This window comes from Anaerococcus hydrogenalis (assembly GCF_002871895.1).
In the GTDB taxonomy this organism is placed as follows: domain Bacteria; phylum Bacillota; class Clostridia; order Tissierellales; family Peptoniphilaceae; genus Anaerococcus; species Anaerococcus hydrogenalis.
This window is the reverse complement of sequence record NZ_PNHP01000006.1, coordinates 21,126-47,756: the sequence shown is the minus strand read 5'-3', so window position 1 is coordinate 47,756 and position 26,631 is coordinate 21,126. Positions and strand designations below refer to the sequence as shown.

The 26,631-nt window shown below is 28.9% G+C and carries 22 protein-coding genes; 16 read left to right on the top strand and 6 right to left on the bottom strand.

Annotated elements, in window-relative coordinates:
• Positions 1-76 precede the first annotated feature (76 nt).
• Positions 77-379, top strand: coding sequence for an ArsR/SmtB family transcription factor (locus CJ192_RS08010; protein WP_102198413.1), 303 nt, complete (start codon positions 77-79; stop codon positions 377-379).
• A gap of 435 nt (positions 380-814) precedes the next feature.
• Here the strand turns inward: CJ192_RS08010 and CJ192_RS08005 are convergent, their stop codons facing one another.
• Positions 815-1,102 carry an ATP-binding cassette domain-containing protein gene (locus CJ192_RS08005; protein WP_425319625.1) on the bottom strand — a complete coding sequence of 96 codons (288 nt, stop codon included), beginning with the start codon at positions 1,100-1,102 and terminating at the stop codon, positions 815-817.
• 257 nt (positions 1,103-1,359) lie between these two features.
• Between CJ192_RS08005 and CJ192_RS08000 the strand changes: the two genes are divergently transcribed.
• Entirely contained in the window at positions 1,360-2,493 is a 1,134-nt protein-coding gene (locus CJ192_RS08000; RefSeq protein WP_102198412.1) for a cation diffusion facilitator family transporter, read from the top strand.
• Positions 2,494-3,266: 773 nt separating this feature from the next.
• Here CJ192_RS08000 and CJ192_RS07995 read toward each other — a convergent pair.
• The gene (locus tag CJ192_RS07995) at positions 3,267-4,301 is read right to left on the bottom strand and encodes a YeiH family protein (protein WP_102198411.1); all 1,035 of its coding nucleotides are present in this window, start codon (positions 4,299-4,301) and stop codon (positions 3,267-3,269) included.
• Between the two features lie 132 nt (positions 4,302-4,433).
• On the opposite strand from CJ192_RS07995, the gene CJ192_RS07990 reads away from it, so the two are divergent.
• The 10 genes from CJ192_RS07990 (at position 4,434) to CJ192_RS07945 (ending at position 16,800) form a co-directional block, all read left to right on the top strand.
• Positions 4,434-5,309: a LysR substrate-binding domain-containing protein gene (locus CJ192_RS07990; RefSeq protein ID WP_102198410.1), complete on the top strand. Its 876-nt coding sequence runs from the start codon at positions 4,434-4,436 to the stop codon at positions 5,307-5,309.
• 270 nt (positions 5,310-5,579) lie between these two features.
• Positions 5,580-5,768 (top strand): winged helix-turn-helix domain-containing protein, encoded by a 189-nt coding sequence (locus tag CJ192_RS09505; protein ID WP_102198409.1) that lies wholly within the window; start codon positions 5,580-5,582, stop codon positions 5,766-5,768.
• A 180-nt stretch (positions 5,769-5,948) separates the two neighbouring features.
• On the top strand, positions 5,949-6,083 hold the full coding sequence (locus CJ192_RS09535; protein ID WP_280522493.1) for a hypothetical protein: 135 nt from the start codon (positions 5,949-5,951) through the stop codon (positions 6,081-6,083).
• A 991-nt stretch (positions 6,084-7,074) separates the two neighbouring features.
• Positions 7,075-8,856 carry a DUF262 domain-containing protein gene (locus CJ192_RS07975; RefSeq protein ID WP_102198408.1) on the top strand — a complete coding sequence of 594 codons (1,782 nt, stop codon included), beginning with the start codon at positions 7,075-7,077 and terminating at the stop codon, positions 8,854-8,856.
• 136 nt (positions 8,857-8,992) lie between these two features.
• Positions 8,993-10,573 carry a type I restriction-modification system subunit M gene (locus tag CJ192_RS07970; RefSeq protein WP_102198407.1) on the top strand — a complete coding sequence of 527 codons (1,581 nt, stop codon included), beginning with the start codon at positions 8,993-8,995 and terminating at the stop codon, positions 10,571-10,573.
• Positions 10,566-11,567 carry a virulence RhuM family protein gene (locus tag CJ192_RS07965; protein ID WP_102198406.1) on the top strand — a complete coding sequence of 334 codons (1,002 nt, stop codon included), beginning with the start codon at positions 10,566-10,568 and terminating at the stop codon, positions 11,565-11,567. The genes CJ192_RS07970 and CJ192_RS07965 overlap by 8 nt, the downstream gene beginning before the upstream one ends.
• A complete protein-coding gene (locus CJ192_RS07960) occupies positions 11,560-12,822 on the top strand; it encodes a restriction endonuclease subunit S (protein WP_102198405.1) in 1,263 nt (420 codons plus the stop codon). Before CJ192_RS07965 ends, CJ192_RS07960 begins: the two co-directional genes overlap by 8 nt.
• 26 nt (positions 12,823-12,848) lie before the next feature.
• Positions 12,849-13,472: a restriction endonuclease subunit S gene (locus CJ192_RS07955; RefSeq protein WP_102198404.1), complete on the top strand. Its 624-nt coding sequence runs from the start codon at positions 12,849-12,851 to the stop codon at positions 13,470-13,472.
• A 10-nt stretch (positions 13,473-13,482) separates the two neighbouring features.
• Complete coding sequence (locus CJ192_RS07950; protein WP_102198403.1) at positions 13,483-16,506, top strand: type I restriction endonuclease subunit R; 3,024 nt, start codon at positions 13,483-13,485, stop codon at positions 16,504-16,506.
• Between the two features lie 12 nt (positions 16,507-16,518).
• A complete protein-coding gene (locus CJ192_RS07945; RefSeq protein ID WP_102198402.1) occupies positions 16,519-16,800 on the top strand; it encodes a DUF6506 family protein in 282 nt (93 codons plus the stop codon).
• A gap of 104 nt (positions 16,801-16,904) precedes the next feature.
• Here CJ192_RS07945 and CJ192_RS07940 read toward each other — a convergent pair whose 3' ends face one another.
• Entirely contained in the window at positions 16,905-18,233 is a 1,329-nt protein-coding gene (locus CJ192_RS07940) for a radical SAM/SPASM domain-containing protein (RefSeq protein ID WP_102198401.1), read from the bottom strand.
• 28 nt (positions 18,234-18,261) lie between these two features.
• Positions 18,262-18,840, bottom strand: coding sequence for a TetR/AcrR family transcriptional regulator (locus CJ192_RS07935; protein WP_102198400.1), 579 nt, complete (start codon positions 18,838-18,840; stop codon positions 18,262-18,264).
• 275 nt (positions 18,841-19,115) lie between these two features.
• Here CJ192_RS07935 and CJ192_RS07930 point away from each other — a divergent pair, with 275 nt between their 5' ends.
• From CJ192_RS07930 to CJ192_RS07920, 3 genes are all read left to right on the top strand, one after another.
• Entirely contained in the window at positions 19,116-20,798 is a 1,683-nt protein-coding gene (locus tag CJ192_RS07930; protein WP_102198399.1) for a Na/Pi cotransporter family protein, read from the top strand.
• Between the two features lie 82 nt (positions 20,799-20,880).
• Positions 20,881-21,606, top strand: a complete 726-nt coding sequence (locus CJ192_RS07925; protein ID WP_102198398.1) for an ABC transporter ATP-binding protein — start codon at positions 20,881-20,883, stop codon at positions 21,604-21,606.
• Complete coding sequence (locus tag CJ192_RS07920) at positions 21,596-23,230, top strand: permease-like membrane multi-spanning protein (protein WP_102198397.1); 1,635 nt, start codon at positions 21,596-21,598, stop codon at positions 23,228-23,230. The genes CJ192_RS07925 and CJ192_RS07920 overlap by 11 nt, the downstream gene beginning before the upstream one ends.
• Positions 23,231-23,571: 341 nt before the next feature.
• On the opposite strand, the gene CJ192_RS07915 is transcribed toward CJ192_RS07920, so the two are convergent.
• Positions 23,572-24,438 carry an aggregation-promoting factor C-terminal-like domain-containing protein gene (locus CJ192_RS07915; RefSeq protein ID WP_102198396.1) on the bottom strand — a complete coding sequence of 289 codons (867 nt, stop codon included), beginning with the start codon at positions 24,436-24,438 and terminating at the stop codon, positions 23,572-23,574.
• A 251-nt stretch (positions 24,439-24,689) separates the two neighbouring features.
• Between CJ192_RS07915 and hydE the strand changes: the two genes are divergently transcribed.
• A complete protein-coding gene (gene hydE, locus CJ192_RS07910; RefSeq protein WP_102198395.1) occupies positions 24,690-25,724 on the top strand; it encodes a [FeFe] hydrogenase H-cluster radical SAM maturase HydE in 1,035 nt (344 codons plus the stop codon).
• Between the two features lie 17 nt (positions 25,725-25,741).
• On the opposite strand, the gene CJ192_RS07905 is transcribed toward hydE, so the two are convergent.
• Positions 25,742-26,536: a histidinol-phosphatase HisJ family protein gene (locus CJ192_RS07905; RefSeq protein WP_102198394.1), complete on the bottom strand. Its 795-nt coding sequence runs from the start codon at positions 26,534-26,536 to the stop codon at positions 25,742-25,744.
• Positions 26,537-26,631 lie beyond the last annotated feature (95 nt).

The following is a 26,631-nucleotide window of genomic DNA, read 5'->3' as shown; positions in this document are numbered from 1 at the left end:
TCTTCCCCCACCAAATTGACACCCTCAAATCCACCAGTAAAACAACATATAGAAATATTTCTATATGAGGTGGATTATGAGTGATGATTATGAAAATTTATCTAAAAAGCTAAGGGTGATTTCTGATCCTAAGAGGCTTAAGATTATTGATATGTTATCTTGTGATGAGCTTTGTGCTTGTGAGATACTTGAGAAGTTTGATAATACTCAGCCTACCTTATCTTATGATATGAGAAAGCTCGAAGAAGCGGGGCTTGTTACTAGCAGGAGAGATGGTAAGAATACCTACTACTCTTTAGATAAGGATAGTTTGGATGAGATTGAGGATAGCCTAAAGCTTATATTTCATATCCAAGATGATTGTATTTGCAAGGAGTAAATCCAAAGCAAATATTATATAATATAAAACTTGCTAGAGGGAATATTTATAGGATTAAGAAAAGTCCATTTATCTTAGGTGTTGGTCTTATTTAGCCCTAGTTATTTTTTATCTTTGCTTTAATTACTCAAAAGACTTCTTGGGTTTTCTTGTGGGGTTTTGGCTATAGGCTTATTTTTTATTTTTACTCTAGGTCAAGGTATAAGGGAAAACGGATTTGTTTTATTTTTAGGTAATATACCTATACTAAAGTTTGTTTCTTTTGAGTATATAAAGTGATTAGATAGTTCTTATGATAAACTTAGTAATTTGATCCTTGGGATTAAGGCACATTCTACCACTTATAAACAAACTTACAAGATAAGCGATAACTAACTATTTCCAAAACTTCATCAATCCTAGAATCTGGTAACCCTAGTAGGAGTGTCCTTACTTTTAAATTTTCCCTAGCTGATAAGTTCTCATGCAAGGCAGGCATTCTATCAAGGAACCAATATCTGATAAATCGTCACGACTCCACTCATGACCTTCAAAAAAGATTTGACCAGATGTTTTATGAATCATTCCAGTAATCATCTTTAATGTAGTCGATTTACCAGCCCCATTAGGTCCTAGCAAGCCATATATAGAATTTTCTTTTATTTTTAAAGAAATATTATCTACTGCTTTTTGTTTTCCAAATGTTTTAGTAAGATTTTTTGTTTCTAATATCAATTTGTCCATAAATGAACCTCCTATTCATTAGTGTTTCAGTAGGAAAATCACTGTTAGGAAAATTTTCTTATGGTCATAAATTACGTAGTTCACGCAGTAAAAATTTTTAATGAAACTTCCTTTAAATAATGATAAAATAGATTGGACCTATATGGAAACTCTCACACAGGTTATTAAAAAACTTGTAATTAAAGATCTTGTTTTATATACAGATCAAAAGATATCCGCTAGTAAAAAAGTTATTGCTAATAATAAGGAGTGAAAAAATGTCAAATAACAATTTTGAAGTATTAAATGAATCAGAAATCCGTGGAAAAATTATTGTAAGGACGAGTATTATTGGAATAATAACCAATGTTTTATTAGCGGTCTTCAAGGCAATACTTGGGGTTTTTGTCAATTCCATTGCCTTAACCCTTGACGCTGTTAATAACTTGTCTGATGCTCTTTCTTCTCTTGTAACTATTATAGGAGAAAAATTCGCAAGCAAGGCTCCAGATAGAAAGCATCCCATGGGTTATGGAAGGATTGAATATATTTCTTCTATGGTCATAGCCGCCCTTGTCTTATATGCTGGAATCACTTCTCTAGTAGAGTGTGTTAAAAAAATTATTAACCCAAGCCCTGCTACCTACACCAAGCTTTCTATTTTTGTAATTGGTCTTGCTGTTGTAGTGAAGTTTTTCTTAGGAAACTATGTCAAAAGACAGGGAAAAAAAGTAAACTCAGGAGCTTTAATTGCATCTGGGTCAGATTCACTATTTGATTCAATTCTTTCACTTTCTGTTTTTCTTTCTGCCATTGTTTTTATGGTTTTTGGACTTTCTCTTGAATCTTATGTAGGTCTTGTCATTTCTGTATTTATGATTAAAGCAGGAATAGAAATGATTCTTTCTACTATTGATGATTTAATTGGTCATAGATCCGATCCAGAAATGGTGAAAAAGATTGAAGACTTAGTAAAAGAAGAAGACCCTGTAATTGGAGTATATGACCTTGCACTTTTTAATTATGGTCCTAACAAATATTACTGCTCTCTTCATATTGAGCTTCCAGACCATATGGATGTTGATGAAGTAGATAAACTTACAAGAAAATTACAATACAAAATCTATAAAAAAACTGGTATTATCTTGATTGCTTTAGGTGTTTATTCCTACAACACAAGGGACAAGGAAGCTGGAGAAATTAGAAGAACAATTGAAAGAAAGATTATGAATCACGATTGGGCTCTACAAGTTCATGGATTTTATATAGACAAAAATAATAAAAGTATTAGATTTGATGTTATCTTGAGTTTTGATGTGGAGAGAGATGAAGCATTAAAAGTTATTGAAGAAGAAATTTCTAAACTTTATCCTGATTACAAAATTCAAATTGTTCCAGATATTGATTTATAATCATAGGTCACTGAGTAGGGAGCACTTTTTTTATTTTGTCACTGAATGGCCCTCCCAATTACAAAGAAATTTTCAAGTATGATATAGACACACTCAAACGCAGAGAATAAAAAATAGCTACTGGTACTCAAATGGTACTGGAAGTAAAAAAGAATAAATTGAATAATTCTTCCAAATACTTTACATTTGGACAAAAAATTAGGGGATGTTGCAGAATGAATAAATTGTACCAATATCATTAGAATAACCTCCACGGAAAGTCTCACTAAGCCGACGGGCTAATATAGCCTCCATCATCCGGTAGGCGCCGATCGGCCCACCGGCCAGTAGAGGTAAAATTTCCTAAGAGAAGCTTCTAACGATGGTACGATGATTATTCATTCTGTAACAGCCCCTTTTTCTATACACAAAAGTAAAGAGTTTCAGTGTCAAGATAAATAGTTTAATTGTATCAAATATGGTTGGAAACTAGGCCTAGATTGAGTTACTGGGATAGAGACGGGACTAAAATCTGAGAATTTCCTATAATTAGGTGGGTTTGATATATTTTTAAAATAGAATCTTGTATTTTGATTGGTTGGAATATTTCTTATGTTTGGAAAAGAATAATTAGAGTAAAAATATCTATAAATGGTAGGATTTGGTTTATTATTTTTTCATTAGTTATAATTTAAAGCTTTCTAATTACTGGTCTTGTATTTTTTAATAAAAAAACTGGCTCTAGTAGTTAGTTTTATTGCTAACTTTTGGAGTCAGTTTCTAAAAGATTTATTTTATAATATACCTAGTACTTTTTGTAGTATTAGGGTTATTGAGGTTATTGCTATGAAACACACGCCACCTAGGGCAAGGGGTCTTGCTTCTGATTTTAATAGTTTTACTATATCACTATTAAAACCAATAGCTGACATTGCCATTACAATAAAAAATTTGGATAAGTCCTTAAAGGGTTTGAAAAATTCAATATTTACTCCTTTGGCTAGGGCTATGGTTGTAATCAAACTTGCAAGGATGAAGTAGATTATAAAGAATGGGAAAATTTGTATTATAGAAATTTTTTTATTATCTTCTTGATTAGCGTTTCTCATCTTAATGAGGGCTAGTCCTAAGCATATTGGAATTATTGCTAGGGTTCTAGTCAATTTTACTGTTACAGCCTTGTCAAGCGTCTGACTACCTAGATTATATATTGTATCCCATGTTGATGCACATGCTGTAACTGATGATGTATCATTAACAGCAGATCCTGCAAATATACCAAAGGCATGACCATCAGTAGTAGAAAATCCAATCATACGACCTAAGCTTGGAAATAAAATAGCAGATAAGATATTAAAAAAGAATATAACAGATATAGCTTGGGCTATTTCATCTTCATCTGCATCTATAACTGGAGCGGCAGCTGCAATTGCAGATCCTCCACAAATTGATGATCCAACACCAACAAGAGTTGCGATATGTCCTTTTATAAGTCCAGACTTGTAGGCTAGGTATGCTATTATAAGTGATGTTGATATGGTAGATAGGATGATTGGAAGTGATTCTTTACCAGTTTTTAAAACAATTCCAAGATCAAGACCAAACCCAAGGAGGATTACAGAATATTGAAGGATTTTCTTTGATGTAAATCTCACACCACCAATATAAGGTTTTTTGTCTTTTATAATTTGACCTAGGGCCATTCCAATTAGAATACCAAAGACTGCTGGGCCTACTAGTGGGATTTTTTTGCCGATTATCTGGGATATTATTGCAATTATAAGGCAGAGAATAATCCCTTTTATATTTTTTTCTATAGATTTTATCATATATTCTCCTTTCGCTTTTTTTTATTATATAATAACTTTCACTTTTGTTATTATATAATAAATAGATATAATGTAAAATTATAATTATTTACCATATGATAAAAATTTGTTATGATGGATGTGGAGGATGCTATGTTAGATTTTAGGATAGAAAGTTTTTTGGAAGTATGTAAATATATGAATTTTACAAGGGCTGCTGAAAGTCTTAATATAACACAGCCAGCCATATCTACTCATATTAAATATTTAGAAACCTATTACAATTGTAAGCTTTTTTATAGAAATAAGAGGAATTTGTGTCTAACAGATGAGGGCAAGATTCTAAAATCTGCTTTACTTTCTATGTCAAATGATCAAGATAAGTTGAAGATGATATTATCTGAGAAAAAAACTAAGAGTGAAAAAATTTCCCTGGGTTTTACTAGGTCGGTAGGAGAATACCTAATATTGGATAAGCTTATAGCCTTGATTAAAGAAAACCCTTCTTGTGATTTCCATATTTATTATGAAAATACGGACGAGATTTTAAGTGATATTGATAGTGGGAGGATAGACTTTGCCATTATAGAGGGATTTATAAAATCTAGTGATTATTTTATTAAAAAATACAAAAGCGATAGGATTGTTTGCATCAGCCACAAGGACCACAAGTTTAAAAAACAAGTAAAAAAGTTAACAGACTTATTAGATGAAAGAATTATTATTAGAGAAGACGGATCTGGCACCTTAGATATATTAAAAAATTTTCTAAGCATGGACAATATTGATACGAAAGATTTTGCAAATATCATAGAAATAAATAATATGCATTCCATAGTAGAAATGCTCAAATCGGATTGTGGCATAAGTTTTATTTTTGAATCTTGTGTAAAAAAAGAACTAGAAGAAGGTATTCTCATGGTTATTGACCTAGAAGATTTCAATCTAGTTCATGATTTATCCCTTGTTGCCAGTAAAAATTCAATATTTACTGATTTGTATTTGCAAATAGCTGAAACTTTTTATTAGAAAAAATTTCATAGTATTAGGTTAAGCTAAGATGGGTATAGAAAAATATCGTTTTATAAAAGCAAAAAAATGGCTAATCCCAAGTCTTGAGGTGTTTTATATTAGGTGATATCTTTTAGCAATATAATAAACTTAGATATAAGAACAAAGTCTGATTTTGAAATATAAAAATATGTCAAAGATGTTTTTGAAATTTAAAACAACTATATTAGCTGTACTATTCCTTTTGAACAAGAAGTAATTGACCAAATATACAATGAAAATGTCGTTTTGAACAAGTCTGAAAAGAAAGTGATAGAACTTTTAATAGAAAATCCAAGTCTAACATCAATTGAACTTGCAGAAAAAATAGGTGTAACTTTAAGGACTATTGAAAGGTCATTTAAATCATTACAAGAAAAGAAGATGATTGAAAGGATTGGAACAAAGCGTGATGGAAATTGGATCGTGGTTAGGTAAGCAAAATATATTTCTAAATTAAAGTTAATAGTTGTGCGTTGTTTCAATATATTGAATGATTTTACGATTGACATAATAAAAGAAATTATATTCTCATACAACAAAAGAAATTAAAAGTTAGAGAATTATAAAAGTAAAATTCAAATTTTTGAATTAAATGTGATATCTTAGGCAAAATAAATGAAGAAATTAATAATAATGTTAGATTTTACATCTCGTCTACTTTGGAAGGGTGTTTTTGACGCAAAAAAGAAAGAGTTAATTACGGTAATAGATGTAGTTGATAATGACAAGTATATCAAAAAAATTAAATAATGAAATTCTAGATTTATATTCATCACATTATAAAATAAATTACAATGATGAACTTGTATATTTTGACAGGGAACAAGAAAAAAAGATAAGTACAAAATGTTTAATTTACTTGGGAAACATATGAAAGGCCTTGATGAAGTAAATGACAGTTCCTTCGAGGTTGATTATAGGGAAATTTAAAGGGTTAAAAATTTATAAATTTTTGTCTGGTACTGGTATTGGGAATGGGACGGGACTAAAAATCTGAAAATGTCCTATAATTAAATGGATTGGTGATACTCTAAAAAATAGAATGTAGTATTTTGAATGGTTTGGGATATATTGTACGTTTGGAAAAGAAGAATGGGAGTAATTCCACCGTACTGGGTGACCGATGCTTTTGCATCAGTCATTTTTGAGACGAAGCGAAAATGAGTCCGAAAAAATAAGTCATGAAACTGAAAGTTTCTTAGAAGGTTATTTCCTATGTAGGAATTTTATTTAAAAAAATGCAAAGTAGGAAAACAGCTTTAGTTATAATTTTCCTTATTATCAAAATTTTAAAATTGTAAGTTATAATGAGAATGTGAATTAACTTATACTTATTAAATATTAATAGAAGTAAAAAATTTAAAGTAAATTATTGGTCCAAGTAGTTTACTATTGGACAAAAAAACAGATCGCCGCTTCAAGCTGCGGTCTTTTTTTATACGATATGGTATTTATTTATATATTAAAATATGCTCTTTACAGAAATCCTTTCTCTACTAATCCATTAGCTTGTAATATAAATATCTTGGCTTTAAATTCTTAAAATAAAGGTTTTATAGCAAATTCATATATATTTATTTAAATTGAAATTTTATAATTATAAGAATATTTTATGCTATGATATAATGTAAATAAATATACAAATATTTTAGAATAAAGTAAGTTTAAAAAATATAAATTTAGTAAGTAGATAACTTATTTTGTTTTATAGAAAGAAATTTAAAGGAATTTAATAGAGGTTATGTCAACAACAATAGAAATAAATAAGAAAAGTGTAAAAGAATTTTTAGATGCAGGAAAAAAACAAAAATTTATAATACCTGAGTATCAAAGACCTTATGCATGGTCAGAAGATGAAGTTCAAACTTTATTTGATGATATAGTTGAGTATACTCAAGAAAGAATTGATTCTCCATATTTTCTAGGAACAATTGTTTCATATACGAATGATCATAATGAACAAGAAATAATTGATGGCCAACAAAGAATTACAACCCTATCTTTGTTGCTAAGAGCTTTATATACAAAAATTGAAAAAATGGATGATACTAAGGAGAGAAATAATTTTATTGGTCAGATTGAACCTGCTTTATGGGAAACTGATGAGCTAAGTGGTGAAGCAAATAAAAGTAAGACTTTAATAGAATCTAGGGTTTATGAATCAGAGTATAATGAGATTTTAAATAATATACTAAGTACTGGTCTTTGCGATAAAGATTCTAAAGATAATTACACAAAAAATTATTTGTTATGTCAAAAACTTATAGATCAGTATGCCAAAGATGAGCCCCTAACTTTCTATCACTTGATAAACAATATTTTAAATAAAGCAATTGTTCTTCCTATCAAAGCCGATAGTCAGGATACTGCCCTTACAATATTTTCAACTCTCAATGACAGGGGCTTACCCTTATCAGATGCGGATATTTTTAAAGCAAAAATCTATAATAATATTAAAGATAGTGAAGCTAGAAATGATTTTATTCAAAAATGGCAAGAACTTAGTGTAGGTGCAGAATATGCTGGTGAAAGTATTCAGAAATTATTTTATTATTATATGTTTTATCTTAGAGCAAAAGAGAATGATAAGAAGACAACTACTCCAGGTCTAAGAAAATATTATTCAAGTAGTAATTTTTTTAGGTTATATGATTTAGAATTAATGGATAATTTGAGACTTATATTAAACTTTTGGTCAGTAGTTAATAACAAGGAAGTAATAGATGGTGAAAATTGGTCAAGTAACTTTGAAATTTTAAAAGTTTTAGATATCCTTACCTCCTATCCTAATGAATTTTGGAAATATCCAGTAATAAATTATTACCTATCCTACAAAGATTCAGTTAAGTTCGAAGATAAATTTCTTTTATTTTTAAGAAAACTATTTGTTAATTTATGTAGTAGATATATTGTAACTCCTACAATTAACGCAGTTAAGCAAAATATTCTAAACTTAAATGCAGATATCATTAATAGCGATGAACCTAAAGTTGAATTTAAAGCGGTTGATAAAAATATAATTAGAGAGCAATTAAAAAATCCACATAGAAATGTGGTAAGGATGTTATTAAAACTATTGGCTTATGATAATAACTTACAAGATGAACTTTTGCCAGAAAAATGGGAAATAGAACATATTCTTCCTAGTAAATGGCAGAACTCTTATTTCCTAAATTCTTCAGAAGAAGAGGTCAATGATGTGATTGAACATCTGGGAAATAAGATACCCTTTGAAAAAAGGTTAAATATAATTGCAAGTAATGGATATTTTGAAAAAAAGAAAGAATTGTATAGAAAATCAAAGATAGCCATAGTTAAAGATTTTTCACAAACTCATTCAAAAGACTGGAAGATAGAGCAAATAATGGAAAGGGATGTAAGAGTTTCTGATAGAATCATAGAAATATTTAATTTGTGGTCTGCTGATATAAATGATTCAAATAAATCAAAACTAACACAAGAAGATAAAATGGCTATAGAATTAATAAAGTCCAGAGGTTTGGAAGACTATTTTAAAAAATAAATATATTACAAAAATACCATATGCTATTAACATGTGGTATTTTTATATCCATTTTGTAATATATTTTTAAAAAAATCGATTTTCCCATATGTTATAATATAAACAGATTAAATAATTATAAAACAAGGAAGGTTATATGACTGATTTAAATATAAAAAATAATGAAGCCTTGCAAAGAGCTGAGCTTCATAGGAAAATTTGGGCTATTGCTGATGATGTGCGTGGTGCTGTTGATGGTTGGGATTTTAAACAATACATACTTGGAATTTTGTTTTATAGGTTTATTTCCGAAAATATTACAGAATTTTTTAATGAGGCTGAGCATGAAGCTGGAGATTTGGAATTTGATTATGCAAAAATTTCTGATGAGGAAGCAGAAGAAGATTTTAGGCCTAATACTGTTGAAGATAAGGGCTTTTTTATTTTGCCAAGCCAACTTTTTGAAAATGTAGTAAAACACGCAAGAGAAAATGAAAATCTTAATACAGATTTGGCAAATATTTTTAAATCAATAGAAAAAAGCGCTATTGGATATCAATCAGAAGATGACATTAAGGGACTTTTTGAAGATGTAGATACTACAAGTAATAGACTTGGTGGAAGTGTTTTAGAAAAAAATAAAAGATTGGCTGATATTTTAACAGGCATAGGTGAAATAAATTTTGAAAAATTTGAAAATAATGACATTGATGCCTTTGGAGATGCCTATGAATATTTAATTTCAAATTATGCAAGTAATGCAGGAAAATCTGGAGGAGAATTTTTCACACCCCAAACCGTATCAAAACTTTTGGCAAGACTTGTTATGGATGGAAAGAAAAATATTAATAAGGTCTATGATCCAACTTGCGGAAGTGGGTCCTTGCTTTTGCAAATGAAAAAGCAATTTGATCAAAATATAATTGATGAAGGATTTTTTGGTCAAGAAATAAATATGACAAATTTTAACCTTGCCCGCATGAATATGTTTTTACATAATGTAAACTATAATAATTTTTCAATAAAAAGAGGGGATACTCTATTAAATCCACTTCATAATGATGAAAAACCTTTCGATGCAATTGTTTCAAATCCACCTTATTCAATAAAATGGATAGGAGATAAGGATCCTACTTTGATTAATGATGAGCGTTTTGCTCCAGCGGGAAAACTTGCTCCAAAATCCTACGCTGATTATGCCTTTATTATGCATTCACTTTCTTACCTATCAAGTAAGGGTAGGGCTGCAATTGTTTGTTTTCCAGGAATTTTTTATAGGAGAGGGGCTGAAAAAACTATAAGAAAATATTTAATTGACAATAACTTTATTGATTGTGTAATCCAACTTCCGGAAAATTTATTTTTTGGCACATCAATTGCAACTTGCATTTTGGTTATGGCGAAAAATAAGACGGAAAATAAAATTTTATTTATAGATGCAAGCAAGGAATTTAAAAAAGAAACAAATAATAATATCCTAGAAGAAAAAAATATAAAAAATATAGTAGAAGAATTTAGGGATAGGAAAGAAAAAGAATATTTTTCAAGATATGTAGACAGGACAGAAATCGAAGAAAATGACTACAATTTATCAGTTTCAACCTATGTAGAAAAAGAGGACACAAGGGAGAAAATTGATATAAAAGTTTTAAATAAAGAAATTGAAAAAAATGTCAAAAAAATAAATGAGCTTAGAGCATCAATTGATGAAATTGTAAGGGAGCTTACTGATGAATAATGAAATAATTATTTATAATACCGAAGATGGTAAGGCAAAAATCAATTTAAAATATGAAGATGGGACTGTTTGGCTAAATCAAAATGAAATTGCAGAATTATTTCAAACAACCAAGCAAAATATTAGTAAGCATATAAAATCAATACTTGAAGATGGAGAAGTAGATAATTCAACTGTAAACTTAAAGTTGACAGTTCAAAATGAAGGTGGAAGAGAAGTAGAAAGAGAAATTGCCTATTATTCATTAGAAATGATACTAGCAATAGGATATAGAGTTAGGTCAGTTAGAGGAATACAATTTAGAAAATATGCAACAACAGTATTAAAAGAATACCTTATAAAAGGATTTGCCTTAGATGATGATAGGCTAAAAAATTATGGCGGAGGAGATTACTTTAAAGAACTTCTAGAAAGAATAAGAGATATTAGATCAAGTGAGAAAGTTTTTTACCGTCAAGTTTTAGATTTATTTTCAACAAGTGTTGACTATGATAAAAACTCAGATTATGCAAAAAGATTTTTCGCAACAGTTCAAAATAAAATGCACTTTGCTGTACACCACTTAACAGCAAGTGAGCTTGTATATAATAGAGTTGATTCAAATAAAGATTTTATGGGTTTGACGACCTTTAAGGGAGAACTTCCTACCCTAAAAGAGGCAAATGTTGCAAAAAATTATCTAGATGAAAAAGAGCTAAAGACTTTAAATAATTTAGTTTCAGGATATTTAGACTTTGCAGAATTAAGAGCTGAAGAAGAAATACCAATGACAATGAAAGATTGGTCTGACCATGTAGATAAAATCTTACTTGCAACAGGCAAAGAACTTTTGAAAAATAATGGCAAAATATCTAGAAAACAAAAAGAAAAGAAAGTTGAAAATGAGTTTAAAGAATATAACAAAAAAACTCTATCACAAGTCGAAAAAGATTATCTGGAAAGTATAAAATCACTAGAAAAAATCGCCAAAAAAAAGGTTGGAAAAAATGAGTAAAATTTTGGAAATGATTAAAAATGAAACGGTTGAGTGGAAAAAGCTGGGTGAGATTGCTGTAATATCAGGTGCAGGAGTAAATAAAAAAGTTAAAGAAGATGAAAAATCTATAATATTACTTAATTATATGGATGTATATAAAAATTTATATATAAATAGTGATATTCCTCAAATGAAAGTTACAGCTAGTGATAAAAAAATAGAGGACTGTAATATAAAATACGGGGATATATTTATTACACCTAGTTCTGAAACAAAAGAAGATATATTTATGTCTTCAGTTGCTGTAGAAGATTTTGAAAATACAGTATATTCATATCATATAATGAGGATTAGATTAAAGGAAAAAAATTTTATAACATCCTGCTTTTTGAATTATATTTTTAGATCTGTAGAATTTAGGAAAAAAATGCAAAAGAAAGTGTTTGGGAATACTCGTCAAACAATAACAAAAACAGAGATAGAAAAACTAGAAGTTCCAATTCCATCAATAAAAACTCAAGAAAAAATTGTAGAAATACTTGACAATTTTGTAAAATATAGTACTGAATTGCAGGCTGAATTGCAGGCTGAATTGCAAAATCGCTCTAGCCAGTATGAATACTTTAGGGATTTGGTTTTGAGTAAAGATTATTTGATAAAATTAGAAGATAAATTATTTTATGAAAGAAATAAAAATATAGAAATTTATAAAATAAAAGATTTGTGCAAAAGGCAAAGAGGAATAAAAATTACAGCTAAAGAAATGGAAGAATTAAATGATGAAAATTCTCCAGTTAAAGTTTTTGCTGGTGGAAATACCAGTGCTAAAGTTAGCAAGGAAAGAGTAGGGAAAGAAAATATAATAAATAATCCGAGTGTCATCGTAAAATCAAGAGGAAATATTGATTTTGAATATTACGATAAATCCTTTACTCATAAAAATGAAATGTGGTCTTATTCAAGCAAAAATGAAAATGTTTTAAATATAAAATTTTTGTATTATGTTTTAAAAAATAATCTAGGATATTTTATAAATAATGCAATATCAGGGAAATTACCTCAAATATCAACGGGGGTTACAGATAATTATAAAATACTACTTCCAAGTATAGAAATTCAAAATAAAGTAGTGGAAGTTTTGGATAAATTTCAAAATTTAATTTCTAATGCTGAGGGATTATTGCCAGAAGAAATTGAACAAAGACAAAAACAATATGAATATTATCGTGAAAAACTCTTGACTTTTGAAAACAATATGGTACAAGGCAAGTAGTACTCTCTAGGTGCTATTTTGAAACCTTGCGTAAGGCTTGTAAAATTGTTGATGTTAATTTATTTGATATTAGATTTAAAACATTGGGAGAAATTGCTAAAGATAAACTTGAATATGGTTCAGGAGCTTCAGCTGTTGAATACAACGATAAAGTTAGATATATAAGAATAACAGATATAGATAATTTTGGTAATTTAAAGTCGGAAAAAGTATCTCCAAGTAAAATAGAAGAAAAATATTATTTGGATTATGGAGATATTTTATTTGCAAGAAGTGGTGCTACTGTTGGGAAAAATTTTATTTATAATGATAATCAAAAAGCAATATTTGCTGGTTATCTTATTAGGCTTAAAGTTAATGAAAAAGTCGCAAATCCAAAATATGTTTATAACTGTTTGAATACTACTTCATATAAAAATTTTATTTTTAGAAAAAAAGGTATGAGTTCAAAACCTAATATTAATGCTAAGCAATATTCTGAATTTAAAATTCCAGTACCACCTGTCCCAGTCCAAGAACAAGTAGTAAAAATTCTTGATAAATTTGATACATTAATCAACGATATTAACGTTGGTTTACCTAAGGAAATTGAATTAAGACAAAAACAATATGAATATTATCGTGAAAAATTATTAGATTTTAAAAAATAAAGGAGATTTTATGGCGGAAGATGTAGCAAAATATAATGCATCAACTATTGCCGAAATGAATAATGGGATTATTTTGGCAAATTTTGAAAAAGATTTAAAAGTCAGGGAGACTTCATACCAAAGCGAGGCTGAGCTTGAAAGGAACTTGATTTCTAATTTAGTTTCTCAAGGTTATGAAAGAATTTTTGTTAAGTCTAATGAGCAAATGTATGAAAATTTGAAAGTTCAAATTGAAAGATTAAATAATATTTCTTTTTCATCTTCTGAATGGGAGAGGTTTTTGCTTGAATATTTGGATTGTCCTAATGATGGGATGGTTGAAAAAACTCGAAAAATTCAAGAAAATCATATTTATGATTTTATTTTTGATGATGGAGAGGCAAAAAATATTAAAATTATTGACAAGAAAAATATCCACAATAATTTTTTGCAAGTAACCAACCAAGTTTGTGGGGAGGGTAAGTGTAATAATCGCTATGATGTTACAATTTTGGTCAATGGCCTTCCTCTTGTTCACATTGAGCTTAAAAAAAGAGGGGTGAATTTACACGAGGCCTTCAATCAAATTCACAGGTACAGCAAGGAAAGTTTTAATAGTCAAAATTCACTCTACAAGTTTGTACAAATTTTTGTGATTTCTAATGGAACCTATACCAGATATTTTGCCAATACTACTGCTCAAAATAAAAATAATTATGAATTTACTTGTGAGTGGGCTGATGCCAAAAACAAGGTTATTTGTGATTTGGAAGATTTTACTAAAACTTTTTTTGAAAAACGTGTTCTTCTCGAAGTTTTGACCAAGTATTGTGTTTTTGATGTAAATAATACTCTTTTAATTATGCGTCCTTATCAAATTGCTGCAACTGAAAGAATTTTGTGGAAAATAAAATCATCTTATGAGGCTAAAAAAGCAGGAAGCGCTGAGGCTGGTGGTTTTATTTGGCATACTACAGGATCTGGAAAGACTTTAACTTCTTTTAAGGCGGCAAGGCTTGCTACAAATTTGGATTTTATCGACAAGGTATTTTTTGTGGTTGATAGGAAAGATTTGGATTTTCAAACAATGAAAGAATATCAAAGATTTCAACCTGACAGTGTAAATGGGAGCAAGGATACCAAGGAGCTTAAAAATTGTATTGAAAGTAATGATAATAAAATTATTGTAACTACAATTCAAAAGTTAAATGAATTTGTAAAGAAAAATCCTAATCACGAAATTTATGACAAGGATTGTGTTTTGATTTATGATGAGTGTCACCGTTCACAATTTGGAGATGCTCAAAAAAATATTAGAAAATCTTTTAAAAAATATTACCAATTTGGTTTTACTGGAACTCCAATTTTTGCTGAAAACGCCCTTGGAAGTGAGACCACTTCAAGTATTTTTGGGGCTCAACTTCATTCTTATGTTATAACTGATGCTATTCGTGATGGAAAAGTTTTGAAATTTAAGGTTGATTATAATAATATAGAGGCTAAATTTAAAAGTGCTGAGAAGGAAGATGATCTTAAAAAATTAAAGAAACTTGAAAATAAAATGCTCCTTCATCCAGATCGTATTAGCGAAATTACCAAGTATGTTTTAGATGTTTTTGATACAAAGACCCACCGTAATGAATTTTATGACCTTAAACATAGGAGGATTAACGGTTTTAATGCTATGTTTGCTGTTTCAAGTGTTGATGCTGCAAAATTATATTATGAAGAATTTGAAAAACAACAAAGGACCTTGCCAAAAGAAAAGAGACTAAAAGTTGCAACTATCTATAGTTTTGCTGCAAATGAAGAGCAAAGGGCTCTTGGAGAAATTTCTGATGAATCTTTTGACGTATCTGCTATGGATTCTTCTTCAAAAGAATTTCTGGAAAAGGTCATAGATGATTACAACGGATATTTTAAAACAAATTATTCAACCAATGGCAATGAATTTCAAAATTATTATAAGGATTTATCTCTTAGGGTTCAAAAGAAGGAAGTCGATCTTCTAATAGTTGTAGGAATGTTTTTGACAGGTTTTGATGCACCTTGCCTTAACACTCTTTTTGTTGATAAAAATTTAAGATATCATGGTCTTATTCAAGCTTTTTCAAGAACAAATCGTATATTAAATAAGGTAAAAACTTTTGGAAATATTGTATGTTTTAGGGATTTGGAAAAAGCTACCAAGGATGCAATAAAAACTTTTGGTGATGAAAATAGTGTAAATGTTATTTTGGAAAAATCATACCAAGAATATATGCAAGGTTTCAAGGATGAAGAAAGTGGAAAAGTTACCAAGGGATATATTGATATTTGTAATGAATTATTAGAAAAATTCCCCGAGCCAACAGAAATTTCCTTGGATACTGACAAAAAAGAATTTGTTGAGATTTTTGGGGAACTTTTAAAATCAGAAAATATTCTTAGAAATTTCGATGAATTTTCTAATTTTGATAAAATAATTTCAGATAGGTTGATGCAAGATATGAAAAGTGTCTATGTTGATATTAGGGATAATATTTCAAAACCTAATGGTAAGGGTAATTCTGATGGGATTCAGATTGATTTTTCTGATGTTGAATTTCAAATTGATTTGCTTAAAACTGATGAAATTAATTTAGATTATATTTTGACCCTAATTCTTGAAAAATCAAAAGAAAATGAAGATATAGAAAATTTAAAAAGTGAAGTAAGAAGGGTTATTAGGTCATCTCTTGGAACAAGGGCAAAAGAAGAATTAGTTATGGATTTTATTAATAAGACTGATTTATCAAAATTAAAAAATAACGATGATATTCTAGAAGCTTTTTATACTTTTGCAAGAGTAGAAAAAGAAAATAAGATTGAAAGTTTAATTAAGCAAGAAAAGTTAAAAGATAAGGCTCATAGATTTATAGAAAAATCTATTTCAAAAGGATATGTAGAATATGCTGGAGAAGATTTGGATAAGATTATTCCTCCTACTTCTAGAAGACATGGGGCCAGGGAGAAAAAGAAAGCGAGTATACTTGAAAAAATAAGACAAATAGTTGAAGTTTTTGTTGGAATTTAATAAGGAGTTAGAATGAAATTTGTTTATATAATCATGGGACCTTTTGATCCAAAGATTGATAGAAAGGCCATTGGGAAAAATAATAATGCTGAAATTATTGGGGTTAGAAATTTAGATCAGGCGAAAGAAGTTTCTAAGTCTTTAATTGGCCTTGCTGATGTGATTGAGCTTTGTGGAGCTTTTGAGGAAAGTGGGGCAAGGGAGATTATTGATGCAACAGATGGGAAAATTCCTGTTGGTTTTGTTACTCACCTTGATAGTCAGAATGATTTATTTGATGAATTATTTTCTTAATTTATTAAATTTAGTAAAAAACAAAAAAAGTGCCAAATTTTATATTTTGGCACTTTTTAATTCTTATTTTTCAATAAGTTTGCTAATTCGATTTATTTTTAGGTTTAATTATTCCACAACTCTTCTGCTACTGGCTTCCAATCTTCTGCATAGTCTTCACATTTATCGCACAAGTCGTCTACATTTTCTTTTTCTAGTATATCTGTAGATTTTGCTTGAGATTTTTTTACCATATCTCTTAATAAATTTGGATTTTCTAGCATTGGACAAGGTCTTAACATATTTTCGTTAAAAGGTTGTCCATCGTGATATGCCATAAATAATGGAGATTGGAGACTTTCTACTAGAGTTTTTTCTTTTATATTTGAGTCAGAATAGTGTATAAATACACAAGGTTCTAAGTCTCCGTTTGCATTTATGTGAAGATAATTTCTTCCTCCTGCTATACATCCTCCAATATATTCGGCATCATTTTGAAAATCTAGGAAAAATAATGGTTTTGTTTTTCTAAATTTTCTTAATTGATGGTAGATGTGTTTTCTTTGGTCTGGTTTTGGCAATAGTTCTTTGCCTGTACCTTTTCCTACTGGCATAAAGTGGAAATACCAAGCAAATAAAGCTCCTCTTTCTATCATTTCATCTACAAATTCTTCGCTAATTATTGACTTGTAATTTTGAGAAGTGTAGCAGCAAGATATTCCAAATGGAACTTTATTATCTTTTAGTAATTTCATAGATTTTATTACTTTATTATATATTCCATCTCCTCTTCTTGCATCTGTTGTAAATTCTGATCCTTCAACTGATATTGCAGGAACTATATTTTTAAGTCTAAGCATCTCATCAATAAATTCTTGATCAATAAGGGTTGAATTTGTAAAGATTAAAAATTCACAGTCCTTGTGTTTTTCACAAATTTTTAGTATATCTTTTTTTCTTACAAGTGGTTCTCCGCCTGTAAATATGTAAAAATAAATTCCAAGTTCTTTTCCTTGACTTATTATATCATCAATTTGTTCATAGGATAAATTTAGACTATTTCCATATTCAGCTGCCCAACAACCCTTGCATTTTAAATTGCATGCTGTTGTTGGATCTAATAGTATGGTCCAAGGAATATTACAATTATATTTTTCTCTGCTTTCTTTTTTCAAATCTTCACTAAATAATACAGAGTTTAATAGAAAGTTAATAACTGTTTTGTCAAATACATCTGGATCTATAGTATTTAACATATTTAATATGTATTTATGAAAAACATCATCTGGATCACTTATAACTTTATCAATTGTTTCTATTTGTGACCTATAATCATTTGGTGAAATTTTTCTTGCTAAATTAATTGCATTTTTAAGATTTTTCTCTGGATTTTTGTGTACATATTTTAAAGTTTTTTCAACGCCATATGTCTTAACTTTGTTATTTATATTCATAATTCCTCCTTTTGAAAATATAAAAATATTAGCTTATAATTTTTTCCAATTGCTTATAAGAATTTTTTAATAAATTTATTAACTCATCTTCTTTTTCAGGATCTGCGTCATATAATTTTACTGCTAGTAAAATAGGTGAATAGAATATTGTTGATAAAACTTCCAAATCACCAAATTTACTTAGTCCATAATAATCAATAATCTTTTGTTGTTTAGTCATTGGATTATGGATAAATTTTTCTACATAAAACTGCATAGCTTGAGGATTTTTGTACATTTCTATAGATAACATTTTCCTTACTTTTGAAACAAATGGGTCATGTAGTAAATATTTGAAAATATCTATAGATAATTTTTCTATATTTAATGTTTTTTGATTATTTTTCATTATTTTATAATCTTCTACATCATCAATTTTCTGGTCTATTTTAATTACTGCATCTTTTAATATAGTTTCAAAAATTGTTTTTTTTGATTTGAAGTGCTTGTAAATAGAAGGAGCTTTGATTCCAACCTCTTTTGCAATTTTTTCCATAGACACATCCGAATATCCATATGTGGAAAATAATTCCAAAGAATTTAAATAAATTTTTTCTTTTGTGTTCATAAAGCCTCCTAAGAAATATTTCTTAAATCCATTATAGGCTAATAATAATTAGCTGTCAATTATATTTATTTTTAAATATTTTTTGATTTTAAATTTGAAATAATTTTAAAAATTTTTAAAATAAAAAATAGGAAAATATTTGTATAATTTTATTTTTATGAATACTAAGAAATATTAATTTTTCAATTGTTGTTTTGAATTTTTTATGATAATATTATATTTAGGTAAGATTTTAGTAAAATCTTTTAAATTTAATATATTTATATGGAGGAATTATGCAATTATCGGCATTATCAACATTGCAATGGAACCTGATTGCGGGTGGACTTGCAATATTTTTGTTTGGTATTAATTTGATGGGAGATGCCCTTACAAATTTTGCTGGACCTAAACTAAGGGGATATGTAGAAAAATACACTTCCAATCCTATTAAGGGAGTACTTGTTGGAATTGTTATTACTGGCTTAATTCAATCATCATCAGCAACTACTGTTATCGCCATTTCTTTTGTTAGGGCAGGTGTTATGAGCCTTGAACAAGCAATTGGCGTAATTTTGGGTGCCAATATTGGTACAACTGTTACTGCTGTTTTGATTGGTTTTAATTTAGACTATTTGTCTTATTTTATTTGCCTAATTGGTGTAGGAATTTTTCTATTTTCTAAAAAAAGAAAAGGAAAATATATCGGTGAAATTCTTATAGGTTTTGGGCTTTTGTTTATTGGTTTAAAGATGATGGGAGATAGTCTTTCTGAACTTAAAAACATACCGGGCTTTGAAGAAATAGTTACAGATCTTGGTAAAAATCCTATTATAGCTGTTTTGGTTGGTGCAGTTTTAACTGCTCTTATCCAATCATCATCAGCATTTATTGGTATAGTTCAATCTTTGTACGCATCAGGAGCTATAGGTTTAAACCTCTCTTTAGGATTTTTGTTTGGAGCTAATATTGGAACTTGTATAACAGGAATTCTTGCATCTTTGGGTGGGTCTTTATCTGCTAAAAGAACAAGTCTATTCCATGTTTTATTTAATGTAATAGTATCAACTATATTTTTATTGATACTTGTTCCATATGAAGGATTTATATCTTTTGTTGCAAATAAGTTTTCTCTAAATCCAATGATGACTATAGCTGTTGGCCATTTTTCATTTAACTTTGTTGGTATGATTTTATTTGTTCCACTTATTAAGCAAGTATCAATTGTACTTCACAAAATTATTCCCGGAAAAGATTCAATCTTCTCAGACGTTTCTGATATTGATCTTGAGGAAAGCTTGATTAATACTTTCCCAGCTGCAGCACTTGACCAAGCTAAAACTGCTATTATTAAGGAAAGTAAAATTGCCCTTGAAACTATCAAAGCTTCTAGGAATTATCTAAATTCTAGGGATAAAAATGATCTTTCAACTGTAAATCAAGCAGAGGCCTTGGTAAATGAGATGGATACAAAAATCCAAAAATATATTTTGGATATTTCAAAGTCAAATCTTGTAAGCGAGCTTGAAGGTGATATTCATAATTATCTACAAGTTCAGATAAATGTAGAAAGAGTCTCAGACCTTGCTCAAAATCTTGGAGAATATTTTGATGAAATTAACGAGGCTGGGGAAAAATATAATGAGGGAGCCTTGGAAGATTTAAATAAAATTTACGATTTGGTTATTAATAACTATGTAAATTCTATTGAAGTATTTGAGAGTGAAGATATGACCCTTTATCAAACTTTAAAAGAAGATGAGTCAAATCTTGACTTGTTAGAACAAAATCTAAGAAGGTCTCACTACAAAAGACTTACAGAAGGAGAAAAAATATCTACAGTGGCAAGTTCAGTATTTGTTGATATAGCATCAACAATAGAAAGAATTGGTGACCACGCCTTTAATATTGCTCGTATAACAGTCGATCCTGTTAAGGTTCACGATGAGTACGAAAAACAAATTGTAACAATTAAATAATTTAATAAAAATCTCGCAGATTATCTGTGGGATTTTTTATTTTGGGTAAATATACAATAACTTTTAATTAAAGGAGGAAATTTTGTTAGAGGTTAAAAATTTTACAAAAAAATACAAAAATGGAAAACTTGCTGTTGACAATATTTCTTTTGATGTGAATAATGGAGAAATTTTTGGATTTTTGGGGCCAAATGGGGCTGGAAAATCAACGACAATTAAGGCGATTGTAGGTTTGATTAAAAAAAGTAGGGGAGAGATAAAAATTGATGGAATAAAACTTGAGGATGATCCGCTTCTTTATAAAAATAAATTTTCCTACCTGGCTGATAATCCTGATTTATTTGATAAATTTACAGGGGTAGAATACATAAATTTTGTGGCAGATATATATGGGATTGATGAAAAAACACGTAATGAAAGGCTAAATACCTACCTTGATTATTTTGATATAAGAGAGGCTATGGCTGATTTGATTTCGTCATTTTCTCATGGCATGAAGCAAAAACTTGCTATAATTTCATCTCTTATCCATGACCCAGACCTTTTGATTTTGGATGAGCCTATGGTTGGTCTTGATCCAAAATCTTCTTTTAATCTTAAAAAAATAATGAGAGAGAGAAAAGACGCTGGGAAAATGGTTTTCTTTTCAACCCATATAATGGAAGTTGCTGAAAATATTTGCGACAGGATTGCTATAATTTCAAATGGAAAAATAGTCGCCCAAGGAAGTCTTGATCAAATTAGGGAAAGTCTTGATGAAGATAAGTCCTTAGAAGAATTATTCTTGGAGCTTACTGATGAAAAATAAAAGATTAAAAGTACTTTTTAAGAAGTTTTTTAAGGAGGAAATTTCTAAATATTTGCCAGGGACAAAAGTATATGGACTTCCAAATGACTATAATTTAAGAGTTTTATACCTAATATTAATGTATGGATTTTATACTATTATTGGTATTTCTACTTTTGCCTTTTTAGCCTTTTTCTATTTAAGTAAAAATGATGAATTTTCTTATTTTACATCTGGATCATTAATAATAAGTGTCTTTTTGCTAATAGCTTGTGCTGTGGATTTGATTTCAGATTATTCCAAAAGTAAGGATATAAATATTTTGATGACCATGCCAATAAAAGATGAGGAGATATACTTATCAAAATTTTTGGCAATAATTTTATCAAAATTTGAAATTTTTTATTTTTATATTTTGATGATAGGAGTCTATTTATTTAATATGGGCTTTTCTTTTATAAGAATTTTGGGACAAATAATAAATGTCTTTCCAATATTTGTAACATCTCTTGCCATAATTTCAATTCCTATAATGCTAATAATGAGATTTTCAAATTTAAGAAATTACAAAACAATTTTTAAATTTATAGGCTATGGATTAGCCTTATTTGGGCTTGGTTTTATTTATTTTTCAGCCTTTGCAAAAGAGGGAAAGTCAGCTAGTATAATTTCAAATTTAATGAAAATATTTGTAAAACATGCGGGCAAGGCTTCATTCTTATTTTTTCATACAAGACTATATGGGAAAAGTTTGAGTGGAAATTTGGGTGATTTTTTCTTGTATAGCTTTTTACTATATTTATATAGCTTTATAATTTTGTTTATCCTTTCAAGGCTTGCATCAAAAATTTATCTTGATTCTTTAACAGGAAATGAACAGGTTAAAATTCACAAAAAAAGTAAAAATCTTTCCTACAAGAAATCATCAACTATACATGCTATTTACAAAAAAGATCTAAGAACAATTTTAAAAAGTCCGGTTTATCTTTTTCCAGTATTATCATCAATAATAATGCTTACAATTTTGTGGGGATTTGGGTCAAGTGGACTTTTTGAACTAATAAAAGAGGTAAATCTTAAAAACAAAGAAATATATTTATTTATAATTTTGGGATCATTTGTCTTTAGATTTTTTGTATCAGCAAATGATATTGGAATAAATTCATCCCTATCAAGGGAAGGAGATAGTCTGTACCAAACTTTGACTTTGCCAATAAGCCCCAAAGAAAATGTACTAGCAAGGGCCCTATCCATAAATACAGTAAATTTTCTTATAAATTTATCTCTAACGATTGTCCTAAGCCTTATTACAAAAATAAATATTTTGGCAGCTATTTCAATTTTTATAGGATTTAGCCTATCAAGTCTTATCTCATCCTTACAAGGTCTATTGATGGATGCAAGCTCAATAAACATTCACTGGGAAAAGGAAAGAGACCTTACAAGAGGATCATCACAAAATATTGGTTACTATATAGTAGAAGGATTTATCCTAATAATAGTAGGAGCCATAAGTTTTATAATTTACCAATTTACAAATATTTACCTTGTATTTTTATTTATAATGGCATTAATTGTCCTTACCATAGTATTCTTGTACAAAAAAGTAATAAAAAAATACCAAGAAGGATTTTTTGATCTATAAAAAATAAATAAAACTAAGAAACTCCATCTCGAGCAGATAAATATGCCTTGATTTGGCATATTTATCCCTAAAACTAGTGCAGATTTATAACCGTTGATTTCGGTTATAAATCCTGAAAACTAGTGTGAGAGCACGGAAGAATTTACCTAGTAAATGAGTTTTCATAAGCACGGAAAAATTTGCTAAGCAAATGGATTTTAGTGTCTAGAAATATCATTATTACTCAGATTAGAATTTAATAGAAACTTGATATAAAAAAATATTTAATTAAAACAAAATTTTCCAAGAAAAAAACTTCAAGCAATTAAGCTTGAAGTTTTAAATTTATATCTTATTTAATTTTAGTACCAACCATTGTTGTTCCAAAATGCAAGTGCATTATCCCAAGAACCATATCTTTGAGCTACATATTGATCAGCAACTCTTTCTTGGTTAGCTGGTGAATAATCTCCATTTAAGTAAGCTGAAGATAATTGATATTTACCAATATATTGACCATTTCTAGCATTGTATGATCCACCAGATTCTCTTTGAGCTATAATTTGTTTAGCTGATGAATTGTTTGCTGTGTAAGTTGTTTGAGCAGGTGCTTGGTAAGTTTGTGCAGGTTGTTGGTAAGTTTGAGCTTGTTGTTGGTATGTTTGTGATGAAGCTTGAGTATTTGCCTTAGTATTATTTTGACCTACTTTTTGGTTTTTATTTTCTGTTTTTTCTGCTTCAACATTTCCCATAGCATTGTTTATAATGTGGTCTGAAACTTCAAGAAGGTTGCTGTATACATATCCTTCTTTTCCTTCAAAAGCAACTTTTATATAACCATTTTTTGCAATTTCTTTAACTTCAACTACGTCTCCAGCATTAAGAACTTGGTAAATTTCAGAATTTAAATCATCAGAACTTCTAAAGTTTGCAGGGCTTAAAACTTTAGCTTCTTCTGTTACATTAAATAAGTATCTTGCAACAAATGCTTCTTTTCCGTTATAGTTTATTTTTAACCAATCATTTTCTGATCCAATTACTTGATAAGCTGTGTGGTCATTGATTCCACCAATTACATTTGAATCTAATCCAGCATTTTCTCTAACATTTACAACGTGTGCTTTGTTTTCATCTTTAACTGCAACAGAAGCTTCTGCCTTGTTAGATGCTGTGAAAATTGTCGGTATTACTATTGCCGCTGCTAGGGCATATTTTTTTAAGTTTGTCATAATGATTACTCTCCTTATGTATTTTTTTAATGTATTGTAACTATTTATAGTTTTTTTTATTATTTCTTTTTCTATTTCGTAACATTAGTTACAAAATATTTACAACTCATTTTTACAAGGATTATAATAACTTATGATTGTGTGGTAAATATGTAGAAATAAAATATTTTTTAAAATTTTAATACCCGTTTGATTTTTCTTAAAATTTATTATTTGTTATAATAGATGAATGTACAAAGGAGTGGATTAATATGAGCTTTGTTAAAGCAGAAAATTTTACTGATCAAAGACTTTTGGAATTGATTAGCGATGATAAATATAATGAATATTTGGCAAAAAAAGCCGATAAGGTAAGGCAAGAAATATATGGTAAGGATGTTTACGTAAGGGGTCTTATTGAATTTTCGAATTTTTGTAAAAATAATTGTTACTATTGTGGGATTAGAAAATCTAATTTAAATGTAGAAAGATACAGACTATCTTTTGATGAAATTATTATGTGTGCAAAAATTGGTTACAAATTAGGTTACAGAACTTTTGTCCTCCAAGGTGGGGAGGATTTAAAATTTAAAGACGAGGATATTTGTAAAATTGTTGAAGAAATTAAAAAAATTCACCCAGATTCTGCCATCACCTTATCTATTGGAGAAAGATCAAAAGAAGCTTATAGGTCATTTTTTAATGCTGGAGCTGATAGGTATTTATTAAGGGAAGAAACTTCTAATAAAAATCACTATTACAAACTCCATCCAAAGGAAATGTCTTTTGAAAACAGGAGAAAGGCTCTTTTTGATTTAAAGGAAATTGGCTTTCAAGTTGGGGGAGGATTTATGGTTGGATCTCCTTATCAAAAAGATGAAGATTTGATTTCGGATTTGAGATTTTTGCAAGAATTAAAACCAGATATGATTGGAATCGGCCCATATTTGTCTCAACACGACACTCCATTTAAGGATATGGAAAATGGGTCCTACAAAAAAACTTTAAGGCTAGTTTCGATTTTAAGGCTTATGTTTCCTTATTGTTTGATCCCTGCAACAACTGCCCTTGGAACTATAAATCCTTTTGGTAGGGAGGAAGGATTAAAGGCAGGAGCTAATGTATTAATGCCAAATTTATCTCCTACTTCTTATAGAGAGCTTTATTCTTTATATGATAATAAGATATGTACTGGAGATGAGGCTGCTGAGTGTAGAAATTGTTTGGAACTTAGGATAAAAAAAGCAGGCTACAATATTGTAACCCACAGGGGAGATGTGTCTGAGTATAAAAAAATGTATGAATAAAGGCTCTTTAGAGCCTTTTAAATTTCTATAATTTTTTCCTTTTTATTTTCAAAATATGATAGGTGATCAAAGCCCAATTCTTTTAGATGGTCTATGCCATCATATATTTTGTAAGATACTGTATCATTAAAGTGAGAATCGGAACCTATTGTTATTGTTGTTCCACCTAATTCTTTGTATCTTTTTAAAATTTCATCTTTTGGATTCGCATGAGGAAGATTATTCCTAAATCCTGCTGTATTATATTCTATGCCCCTATTTGTTTTTATTATTTCTTTTAGTATTTCATCAATTAAGTCAGAATAGAAAGAAAATTCTGGGATTACATTTTTATCTTTAATAAACCTATCAATAAAATCAATGTGGCCAAGAATATTGAACTTATTACATTTATTTACAGATTCTAGCATACATTGGTAGTATTTTCTAAAATGATATTTTGGATCTTTTTCTATATTTTTTCTATTTTGCCAAATATCTTGAAAATCCATGGCGTGGATTGATCCAATTACAAAGTCAAAATCATTTTTATCTATAAATTCATTTATCTTATCAGCATTATCTGGGCCTAAACCTATTTCTATTCCCTTTAGAATTTTTATTTGACCTTGATATTTTTCTCTTAAAGTATCTATAGTAGAAAAATATTTTTTTAAATCAAAATTTAAAGTTTGGTCATGTTTACAAAAAGTTTCGTCGTGGTCTGTGAAGGCCATTATTTTTATATCATTTTTTATAGCTTGTTTTACATTTTCTTCTGGATCGGCACTTGAATCAAAAGAAAAACTTGAATGTAAGTGTAAGTCTTGCATTTTTTTCCTCTCTTTTTTCTATTATCGTTTCTTTCTATATGATAACACAATTTTTATTTTTGTTTTCAAATTATCCTACAAATTTATCCAAAACT